The sequence below is a fragment of the Xylanibacter brevis P6B11 genome (assembly GCF_000621825.1).
Classification (GTDB): domain Bacteria; phylum Bacteroidota; class Bacteroidia; order Bacteroidales; family Bacteroidaceae; genus Prevotella; species Prevotella brevis.
The window spans coordinates 90,110-107,367 of sequence record NZ_JHXG01000010.1; the positions used below are offsets into that span (position 1 = coordinate 90,110).

General features: G+C 47.8%; 16 protein-coding genes. 8 read left to right on the plus strand and 8 right to left on the minus strand.

Going from position 1 to position 17,258, the window contains the following annotated elements; genetic code table 11:
• The first annotated feature begins 35 nt into the window (after window positions 1–35).
• Window positions 36–842, plus strand: a complete 807-nt coding sequence (locus T496_RS0106690) for a hypothetical protein (RefSeq protein ID WP_027450062.1) — start codon at window positions 36–38, stop codon at window positions 840–842.
• A gap of 195 nt (window positions 843–1,037) precedes the next feature.
• Here T496_RS0106690 and T496_RS0106695 read toward each other — a convergent pair whose 3' ends face one another.
• The 4 genes from T496_RS0106695 to T496_RS0106710 are packed head-to-tail and all read right to left on the minus strand — an operon-like array spanning window position 1,038 to window position 3,445.
• On the minus strand, window positions 1,038–1,619 hold the full coding sequence (locus tag T496_RS0106695) for a Maf-like protein (protein WP_027450063.1): 582 nt from the start codon (window positions 1,617–1,619) through the stop codon (window positions 1,038–1,040).
• 10 nt (window positions 1,620–1,629) lie between these two features.
• Complete coding sequence (locus T496_RS0106700; RefSeq protein WP_027450064.1) at window positions 1,630–2,148, minus strand: KdsC family phosphatase; 519 nt, start codon at window positions 2,146–2,148, stop codon at window positions 1,630–1,632.
• On the minus strand, window positions 2,145–2,912 hold the full coding sequence (locus T496_RS0106705; protein ID WP_027450065.1) for a Rossmann-like and DUF2520 domain-containing protein: 768 nt from the start codon (window positions 2,910–2,912) through the stop codon (window positions 2,145–2,147). Before T496_RS0106705 ends, T496_RS0106700 begins: the two co-directional genes overlap by 4 nt.
• 5 nt (window positions 2,913–2,917) lie before the next feature.
• On the minus strand, window positions 2,918–3,445 hold the full coding sequence (locus T496_RS0106710) for a nitroreductase family protein (RefSeq protein WP_027450066.1): 528 nt from the start codon (window positions 3,443–3,445) through the stop codon (window positions 2,918–2,920).
• A 90-nt stretch (window positions 3,446–3,535) separates the two neighbouring features.
• Here T496_RS0106710 and T496_RS0106715 point away from each other — a divergent pair, with 90 nt between their 5' ends.
• The 7 genes from T496_RS0106715 (at window position 3,536) to T496_RS0106745 (ending at window position 12,272) form a co-directional block, all read left to right on the plus strand.
• Window positions 3,536–4,519, plus strand: coding sequence for a GNAT family N-acetyltransferase (locus tag T496_RS0106715; protein WP_027450067.1), 984 nt, complete (start codon window positions 3,536–3,538; stop codon window positions 4,517–4,519).
• Between the two features lie 414 nt (window positions 4,520–4,933).
• Window positions 4,934–7,312 (plus strand): TonB-dependent receptor, encoded by a 2,379-nt coding sequence (locus T496_RS0106720; RefSeq protein ID WP_027450068.1) that lies wholly within the window; start codon window positions 4,934–4,936, stop codon window positions 7,310–7,312.
• Window positions 7,313–7,479: 167 nt separating this feature from the next.
• Window positions 7,480–9,516, plus strand: coding sequence for a DUF4842 domain-containing protein (locus tag T496_RS0106725; RefSeq protein WP_081783581.1), 2,037 nt, complete (start codon window positions 7,480–7,482; stop codon window positions 9,514–9,516).
• 159 nt (window positions 9,517–9,675) lie between these two features.
• The gene (gene mce / locus T496_RS0106730) at window positions 9,676–10,080 is read left to right on the plus strand and encodes a methylmalonyl-CoA epimerase (protein ID WP_027450070.1); all 405 of its coding nucleotides are present in this window, start codon (window positions 9,676–9,678) and stop codon (window positions 10,078–10,080) included.
• 8 nt (window positions 10,081–10,088) lie between these two features.
• Complete coding sequence (locus tag T496_RS0106735) at window positions 10,089–11,654, plus strand: acyl-CoA carboxylase subunit beta (protein ID WP_027450071.1); 1,566 nt, start codon at window positions 10,089–10,091, stop codon at window positions 11,652–11,654.
• A 12-nt stretch (window positions 11,655–11,666) separates the two neighbouring features.
• Window positions 11,667–11,819, plus strand: coding sequence for a hypothetical protein (locus T496_RS15115; RefSeq protein ID WP_169735261.1), 153 nt, complete (start codon window positions 11,667–11,669; stop codon window positions 11,817–11,819).
• An 18-nt stretch (window positions 11,820–11,837) separates the two neighbouring features.
• Window positions 11,838–12,272, plus strand: a complete 435-nt coding sequence (locus T496_RS0106745) for a biotin/lipoyl-containing protein (protein ID WP_027450072.1) — start codon at window positions 11,838–11,840, stop codon at window positions 12,270–12,272.
• A 96-nt stretch (window positions 12,273–12,368) separates the two neighbouring features.
• On the opposite strand, the gene T496_RS0106750 is transcribed toward T496_RS0106745, so the two are convergent.
• The 4 genes from T496_RS0106750 to T496_RS0106765 are packed head-to-tail and all read right to left on the minus strand — an operon-like array spanning window position 12,369 to window position 17,173.
• Entirely contained in the window at window positions 12,369–13,532 is a 1,164-nt protein-coding gene (locus T496_RS0106750; protein WP_027450073.1) for a DUF6057 family protein, read from the minus strand.
• Complete coding sequence (locus tag T496_RS0106755; RefSeq protein ID WP_027450074.1) at window positions 13,532–15,568, minus strand: alpha amylase C-terminal domain-containing protein; 2,037 nt, start codon at window positions 15,566–15,568, stop codon at window positions 13,532–13,534. Before T496_RS0106755 ends, T496_RS0106750 begins: the two co-directional genes overlap by 1 nt.
• A 4-nt stretch (window positions 15,569–15,572) precedes the next feature.
• On the minus strand, window positions 15,573–16,019 hold the full coding sequence (locus T496_RS0106760; protein ID WP_027450075.1) for a YhcH/YjgK/YiaL family protein: 447 nt from the start codon (window positions 16,017–16,019) through the stop codon (window positions 15,573–15,575).
• A gap of 32 nt (window positions 16,020–16,051) precedes the next feature.
• Entirely contained in the window at window positions 16,052–17,173 is a 1,122-nt protein-coding gene (locus tag T496_RS0106765) for an MORN repeat-containing protein (RefSeq protein ID WP_027450076.1), read from the minus strand.
• Window positions 17,174–17,258: the final 85 nt, after the last annotated feature.

Here is a 17,258-nt window from a genome sequence, read left to right on the forward strand (position 1 = left end):
CTTTGCACCATAAACAAGCAAATGCACTAATTTTTATGGAGCAACAGACTAATAAAAAAGCACTTACGCTCAAGACACTGACCAAAAGCAGTGTGTGGGACATACAGGAAAACGACATCTTCCGCTTGTGGGAAGGTGCCGAAAAAGATGCTGAGGTAAAAGACAATGCACGCCATTTTGTAGACATCATTCGTTCTGCATTTATGATTGAGGAGATTAACAGCGATTCTGATTTGGTAAAGACCAAATTCGAAAAGCTGGGATATAAAGTAGGCCAAGTAAAGCTGGACGAGAATGCCAAGGTCACATGGGCCATCAAGAAGCGTCCCATCATGCGTGTTACGGATTTGACCTACGAGAACATTCGTCACATCTCTGCAACAAAGCTTATCGAAGTGTTAGACCGTAACTTTGGCGGAGGTTGGGATTCGTTGTCTCAGAGCATCAAAGACATTATCGAGAGTGGCTTTGACATCTCTACCACCACACTTCCCAAAGATCGTCTGCACAAGAAGGGTGGCATGTACGAGAAGAAAGTTGAAGACGGTTTTGAGGTGCTGGAAGTAGCCAAAGGCACATGGGTTGAGGCTATCTTTGCCAAAGCTAAACCTGAGAGTGAGAAGCCTCGCATGAAGTTTGCTTCATCAAGCATGGACGATGAGGACGACGATGCTGATGTAGAAATTGAGGACAACTACAACAAGCCCGACGAAGACGATATTGAGATCTCTGATCCCAATGACGAAGATATCACTGAAGAGAACTACTCTACCATGATGGATTTGGGTAGTGGCGACCCCGACGAGGAAGCTGAAAACATGTCGGATTACGGCGAAGAGTAGTTCTTCATTATCAGAAATCCACCTTACTACAATAAAATAGGGAACCTATTCTCACGAACGGGTTCCCTTTTTTTAAAAACTTTGGAAAATGATAAATATAGATTAAAATTACTAGTTATCGATTGCAAAGTTACAAATTATTTCTACAACGCCAAAACTTTTCACTATTTTTTTTATTGTTTAAGAAAAATAGAACTAAAAAGATGCTAATTCCGTATAAATACGCTGAACCGGCAACCCCATTACGTTGAAGTAGCTCCCACTCAATCCTGTGACACCTATATAGCCGATCCATTCTTGTATTCCATAGGCGCCAGCCTTGTCAAATGGACGGTATTTCTCAACGTAACAATCGATTTCGTCGTCTGTGAGTTGTTTAAACGTTACGTCTGTCGTAACAGAAAAGTTGCGCTTCTTGTCTTTGGTCATCAAGCAAACACCTGTTGTCACTTGATGAGAGCAGTTGCTCAGCTTATGCAACATGCGACGAGCATCGCTGGCATCATGAGGCTTGCCCATCACTTCATCGCCAGCAATCACCACCGTATCGGCAGTAATGATGAGGTCATTGGACTTCATGACTGCCTGGTAGGCCTCTGCTTTCTTATTAGAGATATACTGCGCAATCTCGCCTACAGGCAGTGTTGAGGGATATGATTCATCAATATCACCAAGCACTTTCACCTCGAAAGGAAGGCCGAGCCCTCCTAACAGTTCGCGTCGGCGAGGCGAATTGCTTGCCAACACGATATGATATTTCTGTAGATTCTCAAACATAATTTTTCCTTTACCAGCCAAAGGCTTTTTCGTTCATCAGCCATTTACCCTGAGCACGCAGGGTTTGTTCTACGACATCACGCCCACATCCGTAGCCGCCTTTCCGGTCGCTGACGTAAAGACAGGCCTCACGCACCTCCTGACAAGCGTCTTGCGGACATACGGGGCACCCCACCCTGCGCAGCACTTCCAAATCGGGTATGTCGTCTCCCATAAACATGACCTCTTCATCAGTGAGCTGATACTTCTTGAGGAAGGCCTCATAGGTTGTGATTTTCACGGCACAGCCCATCATCACATCCTTCACGCCCAGGCCTTCGTACCTCACGCGAATGGCATCAACGTTAGCACCCGTCATGATGGCAATATGAAGACCCAGTTTGATGGCCAACTGAATGGCATAGCCATCCTTGATGTTTACCGTTCGTTGTGGCAAACCATCGGGAGCCAATGTGATGGTCTCTGCCGAAAGGACGCCATCAATATCGAAGATAATGGCTTTAATCTTTGTCAAATCGTAGTTAATCATTTCGCTAACAGATGTATACTTTTACTCATTAATTCGTAAATCTTCTGCACGTCGGGGGCATCTGCAAGCAATGCATTCTGAGCCTCAATCACGTTGACATCGTAACGTACGGCCGGTCCCGTCTGTGCCTCCACAGGGTTCATCGTGTTCACCTTCTGTGCCGTCTCGTTGATCAGAGGCAGCATCACCGAGAATGGCAGGCCATGCTTCTGCAGAATCTCTGCCGACAAGGCATAGCAATGATTGGCAAAATTGCAGGCGAAGACAGCTGCTAGATGCAGATATCGGCGCTCTGCGGAAGAAAGGTGATAGATGAGTGGCGAGATGGACGAAGCCAGATCCTCGGCCAGGCGGAGACTGCTATCATCGTTGGCCTCTATAAATATAGGTACACGAGAGAAATCAACCAATCGCTCTTTGGAGAACGTCTGCATGGGATAGATAATGCCATGATGACGATGCTGACCAAAGACCTCCATAGACACGGAGCCTGCCGTGTGAAAGAAGGGGACCTCTTCGCGCCCCGACTGCAGATCGGCAATCAGACTTCCAAGGACAGTATCCTTCACCGAAAAGATAAAAGCATCTGCATTCTTGGGCAATGACTGCAGATCGCAGGTAGCCTCAGCGCCCACCTTCTCGGCCAGTTGCTGTGCAGAAAGCATCGTGCGACTGTAAATAGCCACGATGCGATGTCCTTTTTGGCACAAAGCCTGCGCCATGTTAGTGGCCAGTCTTCCTGCACCCACAAAAACGATATCCATACAGCTTAATACTTATTCAGATGAACACGTTCCCACTTCAGCTTATCCTCGTTCTGTGGCTGACGCTCATCGGCCTTATGTCCCACAGCAAGTACGCAGAGCACAGACAGGTTCTCGGGGATGTCAAGTATGCCCCTGATAACAGTATCGGCACTGGTACCATCGCTCAGCCCGCGACCACGCATCTGCACCCAACAAGAACCAAGTCCCAGTTCCTCGGCCTGGTACTGCATCGAGATGGCAGCAATAGAGCCATCCTCTATCCAACAGTCATTGACCATAGGGTCGCCCAGCACAACGATGGCCAGAGGAGCCTCCTTCAGGAACTGGCCGCCCATGGCTTTAGCATCCGAGAGCTTTTCCAGATCCATCTTGTCATCGACCACTATAAATTCCCATGCACGCTGTCCTTTTGATGTGGGCGACATGAGTGCCGCTCTGAGAATGAGTTTTACATCTTCTGCATCAATTTCCTCACTCGTGAACTTGCGATGTGAACGACGCGTCTGCGCCAATGTCTTAAAGTTTGTCATTTTCTAGAGAGTTACATTTTTCGGCAAAGTTACGAAATTATTGCGAAACGAGAACGATGAATTAAGAATTATTTCGTATCTTTGCCAGCGATGAACGAATTAAGCATCAGAATATACACCAGCGGTGACAAGCTGCCCGAGGGCTTGGAAGAGAAAAACATCTTCCACAGCAAGACGTTCTTCACGCTTGTCGAGCCTAGTCGTCGTCAACGCCCGTATATGGTCACCATGGAAACGCAAGACGGCACCGTGGTAGCACAGATGCTTGGTATCGTACGTTTCCGCTGTTCGTGGTTCCCACCCTATCTCTATCGCCACTGTCGCATCCTGGGCGAAGGCGTCTATCATCCCGACTATGAAGACCAGAGTGCCACGCTGTTTGGCATGATGCTCAAGAAACTGACCACTGCGCTTGGACGCAATATCCTGTATGTGGAGGTCAGCAACCTGAGAGAGAAGATGTTTGGCTACCGTCAGTTTCGCGAGGCAGGCTATTTTCCCGTGAGATGGATGAGCATCCACAACTCGCTTCACTCCAAAGCACCAGAAGAGCGACTCAGCGAACGCATGAAAAAGCGCATAGAGCGCAGCTACAAGCTTGGCGTTGAGACCGATGTGGTGAAGACCGAAGCTGACTTCAAGGCCTTTTCAAAGCTCCTGCGGCGCTATCACTGGCTGAAGCCCAAGCGCTATATCCCCGAAGACTCTTTCTTCTGCAGCCTTATCAACCACGAGGCTTGTCGCCTCTACGTCACGCGCTATCACCAGCATATCATTGGCTGTTCGGTGGTGTTCTTCAGTCAGAATCAAGCTTACCTGTGGTTCTCAGCCTTCCGCCGCAAGTCGTATGCTTTTGTTCACCCCGACATCATCACCATTTGGCACGCACTGAAAGATGCCCACCGAATGGGCTATGAGCACATGTTCTTCCTGGACGTAGGCTTGCCATTCAAGAAGAACGGCTATCGCGATTTCATCTTGCGATTTGGCGGAAAGCCTTCATCTACCTATCGATGGTTTCATATCTCTATAGGTTGGCTGAACCGGTTGTTTTCTCTGTTCTACAAAGACTGAGAGAATTGACAATTGACAATTGAGAATTGACAATTTAAAAGCGTTCATTTTGTGTGGTAATAGTTACGCTTTTACGACCTAAGAGTGGCGCTATTGCGATGCAATTCGATAAGTATTGTACTGCACCTAGACTCTAGAAAGGTGCATTCTAGAGTCTGGACACGCTCATTCTAGAGTCTAGAATTACTCTATCTAAAGTCTAGAATTACGCATTCTAGAGTCTAGAATCGGAGCAAAAGTGCCAGTATTGGAAGACAAAAGTGGCACTTTTGTTACGGCAAAGGGGTAGTTTTGTTACGGCAAAGGGGCAGTTTAGTTACGGCAAAGGGGCAGTTTAGTTACGGCAAAGCATAAGTTTTCTGGGTTAAAATGCAAACTCCATAATAAAACGAGCATTTCTGCGTTATAAGAGAAATGAATTCAAAGTGTACATCCCTCATTCTTACACTCGTCATGCTATTGATGAGCAGTGTTGTCGTGGCGCAATCTTTCACGTTGAAAGGTCGCGTGACCGACGAGGATGGCAATGCCCTTGAGTTTGCCACCGTGGCCTGTGCCAAGCAAGCTAAGGTAACGATGACCGACCTGAAGGGTGAATTCAACATGAAACTACAATCGGCCGACTCGGTAGAGATACGCTTCTCTATGGTTGGCTACAAGACCCGCACCCGAGTACTGAGAAACCCGCGCACCACGCAGACGCTGCAGATACAGATGTCGCCCATGCAGGAACTGAGCGAAGTGGTGATCACAGAGCGCCGCCGACAGACCACGCAGATGCAGGAGATTGATGCTAAGGAACTGAAGGCCACGCCATCTGCATCGGGCAATGCCGTGGAGGAACTGATACAGCAGCAGGCTGGCGTCTCTACACACAACGAGCTCTCCAGTCAATATAACGTCAGAGGTGGCTCGTTCGACGAGAACTCGGTGTATATCAACAATATCGAGGTTTACCGCCCGCTACTCATCAGAAGCGGTCAGCAGGAAGGCCTCTCGGTCATCAACCCTGATATGGTCGAGAAGATTGGTTTCTCGTCAGGCGGTTTCTCAGCTAAGTATGGCGACAAGATGTCGAGTGCGCTGGATATCACCTACAAGCGTCCCAAGGCATTTGAAGCCACGGCTATGGCTTCGCTGCTGGGCGGAAGCGCCTATGTCGGCATGTCGAACAAGAAGTTTTCCATGAGTCACGGCCTGAGATATAAGACAAACAGGTATCTACTTGGCTCACTCGAAACAACCGGAGAATACAGACCGAACCAGCTTGACTATCAGTCATACATGACCTACAACCCAAACAAGCGGTGGTCGTTAGACCTGCTGGGAAACATCTCTGAAAACCATTACAACTTCAAGCCGCACGATCGTGAAACGAGCTTCGGCACGATGCAGTCGACAAAATCATTCAAGGTGTACTTTGACGGACAGGAAAAAGACATCTTCCGCACACTCTTTGGGGCCGCATCCATCACGCGCCACATCAGCGATTCACTCAGCATCAAACTGCTCTGGTCGGCCTTCCACACCAAGGAGCAAGAGGCTTACGACATACAGGGACAATACTGGCTGAACGATGCTCAGAGCGCAGAGCAACTGGGCGTGGGCACCTATGCCGAGCATGCGCGCAACTATCTCACGGCCAACGTACAGAGCCTGAAGCTGATGGTGAACAGGAAGTTGAAACAACATGAGATAGAAGGAGGGCTGGTGGTGAAGTGGGAACACCTGAAAGAGCAGAGTCGTGAGTACGAGATGCGCGACTCCAGCGGCTACTCCATTCCCCACACCGGCAACCGTCTGGACCTTATCTACACGCTTTCGTCCAAAAACGATATGCGCTCCACACGCATTGAAGGCTATGTGCAAGACGTCTTCCGATGGCACAACGGCGACAACTTCTTCACGTTGAACTATGGTGTTCGCTTTGCCAACTGGTCGTTCAACAAAGAGACGCTGGTGTCTCCCAGGGCCTCGCTGGCGTTGGTGCCCGCCTATAATCCAGATATCACCTACCGACTGGCCACAGGTATCTACTACCAGGCACCGTTCTATAAGGAATTTCGCGACACGACTGCCGTGGGCGGCATCACAAAAGTGACGCTCAACAAGCACATCAAGAGTCAGCGCTCATTCCAGATCATTGGAGCTATGGACTACCGGTTCAAGATGAAAGACCTGCCCTATAAGTTTAGTGCCGAGGTCTATTATAAAGCGCTGTCTAATTTGGTGCCCTATAACATACAAAACGTGAAGACGACCTACTACGGCGAGAACCTCTGTTCGGGCTATGCCGCAGGTCTCGACTTGAAGCTCTATGGAGAATTTGTTCCAGGCACTGACTCGTGGATAAGTCTCTCGCTGATGCGTACACAACAGAAAATGAACGGCCAGTGGATTCCAATGCCTACCGACCAACGCTACGCACTCAACCTGCACTTCACCGACTATTTCCCAGGTACCACGCGTTGGAAGATGACCCTGAAACTGGCCTATGCCGACGGCCTGCCCTTCGGCGCGCCCCATCGCGGCATCACCAACCAGAGCTTCAGGGCGCCTGCCTACAAAAGAGCGGACATCGGTATGAGCTATCTGGCCTATCAGCCATCGGAGTCAGAAACAAAGAAATACAGCATTAAGCGCGTTTGGCTGGGCATCGACTGTCTAAATCTGTTTGGCATTTCCAACGTAAACAGCTACTACTGGGTGACCGACGTCACCAACCGCCAATGGGCTGTTCCCAACTATCTGACAGGGCGCCAGATTAACGGCAAGATCATTGTAGAGTTGTAATTCGTACAACTCACAATATCAACAAATTAGCGCCCAAATGAAAAAAAATCAGAAATTGCGCTTTTGTTTCAGTATTTTTTTGTAATTTTGCACCATTCTTATAAAATTGTAAGGACTTACTAGATAGTCATTAACGGTGCAAAGAAAATATAAACGATAACCAAAATATGAAAAAGTTATTATCTTTACTTGCAGTTACTAGTTTAACATTAACCAGCTGTATTGACCACGAAACAAATCTATACAAAGGCGATGACAGCAAGGCTATCAAACAGAACGCAGAGAACGTTTTAGGCCAAATTGTTAGACAAGATTGGAGTTCTATTAACCAAGGCTCAGTGAAAATCATCGCTAATGCCCCTCTCAACAACATCGTAAAGGTGCAGATTCTGACCGAATCACCTTTCGGCAATCCTAATGCAAGAGTACTGAATGAAGCAGAAATCGTCAACGGACGCTATGTGACATTGAAATACGATGCGCCCAACGTTTACGACAGACTGATTGCTGCCTGTGTCAACGATAAAGGTATCTACTATGTACAGTCGTTCGGACTGCAAGATGCAGAAGTTGACTTCGGTGAAGTAGCCGAATCACGCAGAGCTCGTGCTGCCGAATACACATATCCCGCCGCCAGCTCTATCGTACTGGGCGAACCTGTCAAGTCTTTCAATGCACTTCGTGCCGAGGCTACCCTCAACAGCGAGACGCATCAGATTATGGTGAACGATGGTACCAACGATTTCTATTACATGAATCTGTACGACGCTTCATGGGCCAACGATCGTCTCTGGTCTCCACAGGCCAAAACCGATGGTGACTGGAAGATCACAGAGAACGGCATCTACAAGGAAATCAAAGAGACCGTCGACATGACCACCGTCAAGGCTATCTGCGATGCATACCTCCAGAAGTTGGGCGGTCTGCACCCCACCAACGGACGAAGCAACAACTGGGAACTCATTGCTGAGGGCAATGATCACTTTATCATCAACAACAACTACCTCATCAGCGATGGCACACCTCTGATTGTAACACCAGTTCAGATGGGAACCTCTGAAGGCAACAACAATAATATTTACTATTACTATTTCGACCCTGCCAAGACTGTAGGCATGACCTCTGAGCAGGAAGCCAACTATATCAAGGCTCTGCCAAAGTTCAAGGCCATGAAAGGTTTGGCCAACAAGTCTAACTTCTTCAGAGACAAGGCCTACCTGCTCCCCTACTATGGTAATGGCACACTGGAAAATGGCGCGACTGCCTCTGCAGGACTGGCTATCCCCAAGGGCTATAAGATTGGTTTCCTGAACAGAAAGGGCTACGCCGGCAAGACAGAACAGGACTGCACCAGCGGTTGCACCTATGGCGACGGTCGTTTGAACGTAGAGGTGAACCACTTACATGGTCACTATCTGTCGGCCATCGACACCAAATTGGCAGCAACCATCAGAAAGAACGACCCCAATGCCAAAGACGATCTGCGCTATGGTAAGACGACCAACGGCATGCAGTTCGACAGCCCACGTATCGCAGTGTTCAGCGCCAACGACCGTACATACCTCTGCTTTGAGGATGGTTCTGACTGTAACTTCTGCGACATGATTCTGGAAGTATCTCAGGGTGCTAAGACTATCGACGAGTCACCCGCCCCCGAAGCATCGCTCTATACCATGTGTTTCGAAGACCGCTTGGCTTCTGCCGACTACGACATGAACGACATTGTGCTGCAGGCTTCACGCATCAACGAGACAACCATCAGACTGAGCCTCGTGGCAAGTGGTGCCGACGACCTGCTGCAGCTTGAGATTCCCGGCTACGACGAAGCTATGCTGGCTAGTAAAGAGGTGCATGAGCTCTTCAACGTCACACCTGGTTCTACGTTTATCAACACCAAGACAGGTCAGGATTCGTTCGAGCCTATCAGCGAAGACTTCGAGGTGGCAGCAGACCTGAGCATCGAGGACTTCCTGAAGACCATCAAGCTGAATAACCTCACCACGGGTAAGACAATCACTGTTCCGACAACAGCTGGCGAGCCTCCCTATGCAATCATCGTCCCCTTGAACTTTGCATATCCCTTGGAGACCGTTTGCATCAAGGATGCCTACAGCAAGTTCACAGAGTGGGTTCAGACCAACGACCAGACCATCTACTGGTATCTGGACATCAACACAGAAAAGGTTTACCCCAACAATGAGTAAAACAATGAAATAGTCTTAATATGCTATACAAAGAGAGATTATTGCTCACAACACGCAATAATCTCTCTTTTTTTAAATAAAAAAGACCAAAAAGAAGCAGAAATTCATTAATCTTTTGTACCTTTGTGCCACAATTTTATTAATCAAAAGAATACGATTATGAGAATTTCACACATTGAGCATCTGGGCATTGCTGTACAGAGCATTGAAGAAAGCCTGCCATTCTTTGAGAACGTGCTGGGCTTGAAGTGCTACAACATTGAGACCGTCGAAGACCAAAAAGTGAAAACTGCATTCATGAAGTGCGGCGAGGTCAAGCTGGAACTGCTTGAACCCACATCACCTGAGAGCACCATTCAGAAATGGCTCGACAAAGGTAACAAGGGTGTTCATCATGTAGCCTTCTGCATAGAGGATGGCGTTGCCAACGCACTGGCAGAAGTGAGCGAGAAAGGTGTACGTCTCATCGATCAGGCTCCAAGAAAGGGTGCCGAGAATCTGAACATCGCCTTCCTCCATCCCAAATCAACATGTGGTATATTGACAGAATTATGTGAACATTAATAATAATTATGAGCAAGCAATTAGAAAAGATCAAACAACTCATCGAGAAGCGCGAACAAGCTCGTCTCGGTGGTGGTGAGAAAGCCATTCAAAAGCAACACGACCGTGGTAAATATACAGCACGCGAGCGCATCGAAATGCTTCTCGACGAAGGCTCTTTTGAGGAGTACGACATGTTCAAGGAGCATCGTTGTCACAACTTCGGCATGGAGAAGAAGCAGTTCCTGGGCGACGGTGTTGTAGCTGGTTCAGGTACTATCGACGGACGTCTGGTATATGTATTTGCACAGGACTTCACCGTTCATGCCGGTTCTCTTTCTGAGACCATGAGCCAGAAGATTTGCAAAGTCATGGATATGGCCATGAAGATGGGTGCACCTGTTATCGGCATCAACGACTCGGGTGGCGCACGTATTCAGGAAGGTATCAACTCTCTGGCAGGTTTTGCCGAGATCTTCGAGCGTAACATCCTGGCTTCAGGTGTGATTCCTCAAATCAGCGGTATCTTTGGTCCTTGCGCAGGTGGCTCTGTTTACAGCCCTGCCCTGACCGACTTCACCCTGATGATGGAAGGCACATCATACATGTTCCTCACCGGTCCTAAGGTTGTGAAGACCGTTACGGGCGAGGACATCGACCAGGAGCACCTGGGTGGTGCCAGCGTTCACGCTACCAAGTCGGGTGTGACACACTTCACGGCAAAGACCGAGGAGGAAGGTCTGCAGATGATCAAGACCCTCCTGTCATATATTCCTTCAAACAATATGGAGGTGGCTCCTCGCAAGAAGTGCGACGACCCCATCAACCGTATGGAGGACATGCTCAATGAGATTATCCCCGAGAACCCCAACGAGGCATACGATATGTACAAGGTCATCGGTGCCGTTGTTGATAACGGAGAGTTCTTTGAAGTACAGCCTAAGTTCGCTAAGAACATCATCGTAGGTTTCGCTCGCTTCAACGGTCAGAGCGTAGGTATCGTTGCCAACCAGCCTTCATGCTACGCTGGTGTGCTCGACGTGAACGCTTCACGTAAGGGTGCACGCTTCGTACGCTTCTGCGACGCCTTCAACATTCCTATCGTTTCATTCGTTGACGTACCTGGATTCTTGCCCGGTACAGGTCAGGAGTACAACGCAGTGATCCTGCACGGTGCCCAGTTGCTCTACGCTTACGGTGAGGCTACAGTGCCCAAGATCACAGTCACACTGCGTAAGTCTTACGGTGGTTCACACATCGTAATGGGTTCTAAGCAGCTCCACACCGACCTGAACTATGCATGGCCTTCTGCCGAGATTGCCGTGATGGGTGCCTCTGGTGCTGCTGCCGTTCTTTACGCTAAAGAAGCAAAGGCCAAGAAGGAAGCTGGCGAAGATGTTAAGGCCTTCATCGCTGAGAAGGAGGAAGAGTACAACGAGCTCTTCGCTAATCCTTATCAGGCTGCTAAGTACGGCTACATCGACGATGTGATCGAACCACGCAACACACGTTTCCGCATCTGCCGCGCACTGGCACAGCTCGCTACAAAACGCGACGCCCTGCCCGCTAAGAAGCATGGTAACATTCCAATGTAATCAGAACCGCATATGAAGACGAACGAAGTTTATGCTGCTATTGCAATGGCTCTGCACGAGCACCTTGGCAATAATGTCCACGACATAGAGCCCGGCATCATCACAATTGCTGAGCATCCCACACAGTGGAATGGTTATGCACAGACAATGACAGCACATCCATAAATCAAGATTCAAACAAAGATGAAAGAATATAAGTATACCATCAACGGAACAAAGTATGAAGTTGCTGTAGGCGACATCGAGGATAACCTCGTATGCGTGACAGTAAATGGCGAAGAATACAAAGTAGAACTTGAGAAGCAGGCAGAACCTGAGAAGAAGAAGCCTGTGCTCGGCAAGCCCGCAGCAGCAGCTTCTGCCCCCGCAGAAGGTGGCGAAGCTACTAGCAAGGCCGTGAACAAGAACAACGCCGTGAAAGCTCCCCTGCCCGGTGTTATCACAGACATCAAGGTTGCCGTAGGTGACCAGGTAGCCGTAGGCGACACCGTTGTTGTGCTCGAGGCTATGAAGATGGCCAACAACCTGGCAGCAGAAAAAGCTGGTACCGTTACCGCTATCTGTGTAAAGGTTGGCGAAAGCGTTATGGAAGACGACGCACTTATCGTTATCGAATAATAATAAGTTCTATACAAAGAAGAAAGGCTGGTTCGCAAATAGAACCAGCCTTTTTTTTCTTCTCATCAACGAATGCCTAAGAGGCGATCCGTGCTGTTATTTGTAGAGATAATAATAGAAGTAACTGCCACGATGACGTTCTAATGCACGAAGACGACGTGCAGACTTGTCAGGGATCTGTTTCTTCAGATCACGTATGGCCACCCACTGGTCATATACCAAAGAATCCTGACGGGCAATGACCGTATCACCTTGGATAGAGCGATACATGACCATCGCTTCCTGATAGTGACGAGGCAAGCTAACAGAATCCGAAATCTCGTAATAGCGCGGCAGAGCATGTGCAAACGCTTTCAGGTTCTTATCCATCAAAAAGCCACAAAGCACATAGTCGGCCACAGCACGCGTCGCAAACGAGTCGCGCTCGACGGCGTTCAGGTACTGCCATACATCAATGGGGCGCTTGGGTCTGCCGCCAAGATGCTTATAGATAGAATCCGCCGGCAGCAACAACAGACGGCTCTGGCTGTCCTTTAATGGCAACAGATCGGTGCTCTTCCCCTCTAGGGCATATTCAAATAGGTGCTCGCCCATCTCGCCCTTTCTAGAAAGAGCAAATGCTCGCAACATGGTCAAGCTGGCATTGGTCTCTAGCGACTTTGCGCCGACATGCAGCGCTTCATCGTCATCACCATGCAACAACGACGTTTCTGCATGAGCTTGGAAATGGAACACCGCATTGGTGTTGGTACTAAACGTCACAAACAGCACCATCACGAGCAGTATCAAAACATTCTGCCATACATCTCGTGAGAAATAGGCATTATTCACATTGTTCTGGTTCTCGAAAGTCAGCAACTGCTTAGACAGCCATACGCATGCTCCCCATAAGAGAAGCACTAATGGTATAAGCCATTTCCAGTCGCCCAACGAATAGTCTAGATGATCGTCAAAGTTGAAGTCTGAGATAAGAGCCAGAAACAACATTGATGGCAGATAAGTCAAGGCATACGACCGCTTGGACTGACGGAGAATCAAAGAGACCACCAACTGCAGCAGATATAATGCCAAGGTGATGAAGATGGCGCCAAGCGAACGGTTATAATGCGTTGCACCATCACTTAGAATGTGCTGGGAAACAGCTAACACATCTGCCTGGAAAGCATAGAGCCAGACAAACGAAAACAACCAAAAACAGACGGCACAGACCACCTTGACAGTGGTCGTGCCGTTCTTATGATTTGAATAATCTCTTCTCATTAGTTTTTCTTCAGAACTACTGCTGAACGCGCAGGAATATATAGTTTCAGCCACTCCTTATGATCCTTAACATAGAGAGGATCATAGTTTGTGAAATGCGTCACCGAATCATCGGCAAATCCATGTCCGCCAAATGCCGGTGAGTCTGTATTCAACACGACATCATAGGAACCCGTGGGAACCAGGAAGCCATAGTCTGTAAACGACTGTGTCGGAGAGAAGTTAAACACAAATATCAAGTCACCTCGCATGAAGGCCAGCACCTGATCGGCGTCGTTGTGCCATATCTCAACAACGGGTTTTGCCTGGAAGTTACGAACACTCTTAATCACACGAAGCATCTCGCGGTCGAAGTCGCCCAACCAGTGATAACAAAGATCTTTGTTGTCAACCAGATTCCACTGACGTCGTGCATACTTATAGCTCCACCCATTACCCTCACGAGGGAAGTCGATCCATTCCGGATGACCATATTCGTTACCCATGAAGTTCAGGTATCCGCCATTGATGGCTGCCGCCGTCACAAGACGTATCATCTTATGGAGCGCAATGCCTCGCTCAGCAACACCGTTGACATCCTTCTTGGCGAAGTGCCAGTACATGTCAGCATCTATCAGACGGAAGACGATGGTCTTGTCGCCTACCAATGCCTGATCATGACTCTCACAATAAGAGATGGTCTTCTCATCTGGACGGCGATTCTTCACTTCCCAGAAGATTGAGCTAGGCTTCCAGTTCTCATCTGGCTGTTCCTTGATGGTCTTAATCCAATAATCAGGAATATTCATCGCCATACGATAATCAAAGCCATAGCCACCATCCTCAAACTTGGCTGCCAAACCTGGCATACCACTGACCTCCTCGGCGATGGTAATAGCATCAGGGTTGACCTCGTGTATCAGCTTATTGGCCAGCGTGAGGTAGCAGATGGCATTATCATCCTCGTGTCCATTGAAGTAGTCACCATAACCACAGAAAGCCTCTCCCAAACCATGACTATAGTAGAGCATGGATGTCACGCCATCAAATCGGAAGCCATCAAAATGGTACTCCTCTTGCCAATAGCGACAGTTTGAAAGCAGGAAATGCAGCACTTCGTCCTTGCCGTAGTCAAAGCAAAGAGAATCCCATGCTGGATGTTCATGACGGTCACCAGGATAGAAATACTGATTGGGATCGCCCGCCAGATTGCCCAAACCTTCGATTTCGTTCTTCACAGCATGAGAATGAACGATATCCATGATCACAGCCACTCCCTTCTTATGAGCTTCATCGATGAGTTGTTTCAACTCTTCAGGCGTACCGAAGCGAGACGAGGGTGCAAAGAAAGATGACACATGATAACCAAAAGAACCATAGTAGGGATGTTCTTGGATGGCCATTACCTGAATGCAGTTATACCCATCATTGACCACACGAGGCAGAACGTTCTCACGGAACTCATTATAGGTACCGACTTTCTCTGCATCTTGTCCCATGCCCACATGACATTCATAGATGAGCAATGGCGATTTCTTTGGTTTAAAAATCTTTTTCTTAAACTCATAAGGAACAGCAGGATTCCATACCTGAGCAGAAAATATCTTGGTATTTTCGTCCTGTACAACCCTACGACACCAAGCAGGAATGCGTTCACCCTCTCCCCCATTCCATCTTACTTTCATCTTGTAGAGCTGTCCATGCTTCAGGTCACGCTCTTTCAGTTTCAGTTCCCAGTTTCCTGTGCCTTCAATACGCTTCAACTTATACTTCTCGGTCTCCTTCCAATCGTTGAAGTCGCCTATCAGGTATATCTCTGTTGCATTAGGAGCCCACTCACGAAACACCCATCCTCTTAGTAGCTTATGGAGTCCGAAGTAAAGATGTCCTGATGCAAAGTCTTTCAATGTCTTTTTGCCATTTCGAGTCAATTGGTTCAACTTCCATACGGCGTGCTCATGACGCCCACGTATAGCGTCTTCAAAAGGTTCCAGCCAACTGTCATTTTGCACAAGTCCAATATGCTGGATTTCAGTTGTTTTTTTAGTAGTTGCCATAGTTTTATGCTTTTACTTTAAAGATAGCTTTTTTGATTGTCGGTGCCATTGAAATGCAGGGAGCATGACCATCCTGAGGAAAGAAGACGGCGAACATACCAGGTTGACAGTCTATAAAGCTATCGGCCATCTGTCCAGGATATTTCGTGATGTCCTTCTCAGCTTGATATGGCACGTCAGGAAGATTGCACAAAGGCGTGTAGCCGTAAGTCTCCATACCGTCAAGAGGTATCTGTATGTCAACCATCTTACGATGGGTCTCTATCACGGCCTCGTCGGGAGTCTTGCCCTTAGCCACCTGAATATTCACAAACAGATCATCACCATCAATCACATGTTTACCTTCTGCAAGTGTCATGAGGTCATTCTCACGAAGAAAGGCTACGACCTTCTTAAACAAAGGATTAACAGCCACGTATTTCTCTAGGTTCTCAAGCGTATCAATAATCATATTAGTCTAAGTTTTAAAGTTTGTTCTAAACATTATTCATCCAACTGGCGACGGCCGTTGACATACGAGCCTTTAGCCGTTACCTTGCCATTCTTATCTTTCTCAACGAAACCGCCTTCTCTGTGACCATCCACATAGTTTCCTTCGAATCGTGTTCCATCGTTTTTCTCCTCGATAGAAAAGCCATTACGCTTTCCATTCTTGAAGATGGCTTTAAACTTGGAGCCGTCGGCCAGATGACCGATACATTCTCCATTGGGTTCACCATTGCTGAACTGTCCTTCGACGGTGTCTCCCTGCTTGGTGACCAGTTTGCCGCGTCCTGTAGGTTTGTCAGCATGCCATTCTCCGGTATAGCTATCGCCATTTTTCCAGGTTACCGTGCCTTGGCCTTCTTTGTCACCATCGCGCAACTGACCTTGATATCTGTCGCCGTTGGCATAGTTGATAACACCCTGACCAGTACGCTGACCACGAACATAATCGCCCTGATAGATATCTCCATTTTGGAAACGATAGATGCCCTTGCCATGCTGCACGTCATTTCTCCACTGACCTACATAGACATCGCCGTCAGCATATTTATAGGTACCTTCGCCGTTGCGCTTATTGTCAAGCCACTGGCCGTCGTACGATGAGCCGTCCGACCAATAGAAATAGCCCTTTCCGCTCTTTTTGTCAGCTTTCCATTCACCGTCGTAATAGGCACCGCTGGCAAAAGTGTACTTACCCTTGCCTTCACGCTTGTCCTCTTTCCAACTGCCATTATAGATATCGCCATTAAAGTAGTACATAATACCATGTCCCTGCTGATAATCGCAATACCACAGACCTACATATTTATTGTTATTCTGGAAGTAATAGGTGCCCTGACCATGCTGATGGTCCTGCAACCACTGACCTTCGTATTTCTCACCATCGGGGAAGATATAGATACCAAAACCTTCGCGTTTACCTTTCACATACTCTCCTTCGTAAACGTCACCATTCTTCCATACGGTTTTCCCTTTTCCATTTGGCTTTCCAGCAGACATCTCACCATTATACTCGCCCTTATCCTTTGTTATACATGAACCAAGTGTGATTTTCTGGGCGTGCACCGGGCACATCAAAAAAGAAAAACCTAATGTCAACAATATATCTCGTATATTCATAGTCTTTATCTTTTATTTGCCCCAAAATTACTAAAAAAATATGTTGTTGACAAATTAATCACTCATTATGAATTATGAATTATGA